The organism is Mesorhizobium sp. M4A.F.Ca.ET.090.04.2.1 (genome assembly GCF_003999085.1).
GTDB lineage: Bacteria > Pseudomonadota > Alphaproteobacteria > Rhizobiales > Rhizobiaceae > Mesorhizobium.
On record NZ_RZOT01000764.1, the window covers coordinates 1 to 1,910 of the forward strand.

Sequence of the window (1,910 nt, forward strand, 5' to 3'; positions counted from 1 at the left end):
TCACCGCGCAATGGAAGTCGGCTTCCGGCAGCGGCATGGGAGCGTCCTCGTCCGAAGGTTTCGATGTCGGTGACATGGCTGCCACGGCGATTACGTTGCGTGAGCATGTCGGCGAACAGATCGCGCTCGCCTTTGCCGATCCGGCGGCGCGGCTGATCGCCGGCGAGCTTGGCGACGGTCTCGATGAGGCCGGCTATCTAAGCGCCGACATGGCCGAGATCGCGGCCCGCCTCGGCACCAGCGAAGCGGCGGTGGCCAAGGTGCTCGGCATCTGCCAGACGTTCGAGCCGGCCGGCCTGTTTGCCCGCGACCTTGCCGAATGCCTGTCGCTGCAGCTTGCGGTGCGCGACCGGCTCGATCCGGCGATGCAGGCGCTGGTCGCCAATCTCGAACTGCTGGCGCGGCGCGATTTCCAGGCGCTGAAGCGCATTTGCGGGGTCGACGAGGAGGATCTCCTGGATATGCTGGCCGAGATCCGCGCGCTCGATCCGCGGCCCGGAATGGCGTTTTCGGGCGGCGCCAGCGACGCCATCGTTGCCGATGTCGAGGTGCGCGCTGCCAATGACGGAAGCTGGACGGTCGAGCTCAATGCCGAGACGCTGCCGCGCGTCCTGGTCGACAATGTCTATTTCGCCAGAGTTTCGGGCCACGCGAAGAACCAGGTTGAGAAGGATTTCCTGGCCGAATGCCTGCAGAACGCCAACTGGCTGACGCGCAGCCTCGACCAGCGGGCAAAGACCATCCTCAAAGTCGCGTCGGAGATCGTGCGCCAGCAGGACGCGTTCCTCGTCCATGGCGTGCGCCACCTCAAGCCGCTCAATCTGCGCACGGTGGCCGATGCCATCGGCATGCACGAATCGACTGTGAGCCGGGTCACGGCGAACAAATACATGCTGACGCCGCGGGGCGTCTTCGAACTGCGGTATTTCTTCACTGCCTCGATCGCTTCGGCGGGCGGTGGCGACGCGCATTCCTCTGAAGCGGTGCGCGACCGCATCAAGCAGCTGATCGACGAGGAAAAGCCCGTCGACGTGCTCTCCGACGACGCCATCGTCGATATGCTCAAGGAAAGTGGCGTGGACATCGCCCGGCGCACCGTCGCCAAGTACCGGGAGGGCATGAACATTCCCTCCTCCGTGCAGCGGCGGCGTGAAAAACGCGCGCTCGCCAGCGCCGGGCGCTGACCGCAGCTCTGAAAACGGCCGCGGCGCGGCCGGATTTCCACAGTTTTCAAGCTTCATTGACAAGCTGCAATGAAGTGTCTAGAAGCCCGCCCGCATGAGGCGGGTCTGATGCCCGCAGCGGATGGGACCGTCACGGCGAAGGCTTCGCGACGGCCAAGAAGGCAACTTGTGATCAACCGGAAAGTTCGGATTTAAAATCGGCGCGAGCGCCGCCGCAAAGCTTGTGCGCGCGGACCACGAGTATAAACTCGGGACAGTTTGAAGCCTGAGCAAGGAAGGTCAGTTTTCAGATGAAACTGCGCATTTCGGGAAAACACATGGATATCGGCGATGCGTTCCGTACGCGCATCAACGACCGTGTCGGCGAAGCGATCGGAAAATATTTCGATCGCGGTTTTTCAGGGCATGTCACGGTCATCAAATCGGGGTCGCGCTTTTCGGCCGACTGCATGATCCGGCTCGATTCCGGGGCCTCATTGCAGGCGACGGGCGACGCACAGGATCCCACGCTTGCCTTCGAGGCGGCGGCTGATCGCCTCGAAACCCGCCTTCGGCGCTACAAGCGCCGTCTGAAATCGCACAATTCCGGCAACGGCAATGGCGAGCCGACCGACATCGCCTATACGGTGATGGCCCCGCTTGCCGACGACGACGAGGAGATGCCGGAGAATTTCGCTCCGGCGGTCGTTGCCGAATCGACGATGACGCTGCGCACCATGTCGGTGG

At 63.4% G+C, this 1,910-nt stretch carries 2 protein-coding genes; both read left to right on the forward strand.

From position 1 onward, the window contains the following. On the forward strand, positions 1 to 1,184 hold a 1,184-nt coding region (gene rpoN, locus EN781_RS31520; RefSeq protein WP_127400679.1), incomplete at its 5' end, for an RNA polymerase factor sigma-54. 290 nt (positions 1,185 to 1,474) lie between these two features. Next, positions 1,475 to 1,910 (forward strand): ribosome-associated translation inhibitor RaiA (gene raiA / locus EN781_RS31525; RefSeq protein WP_127400680.1); only part of this gene is annotated, 436 nt, incomplete at its 3' end.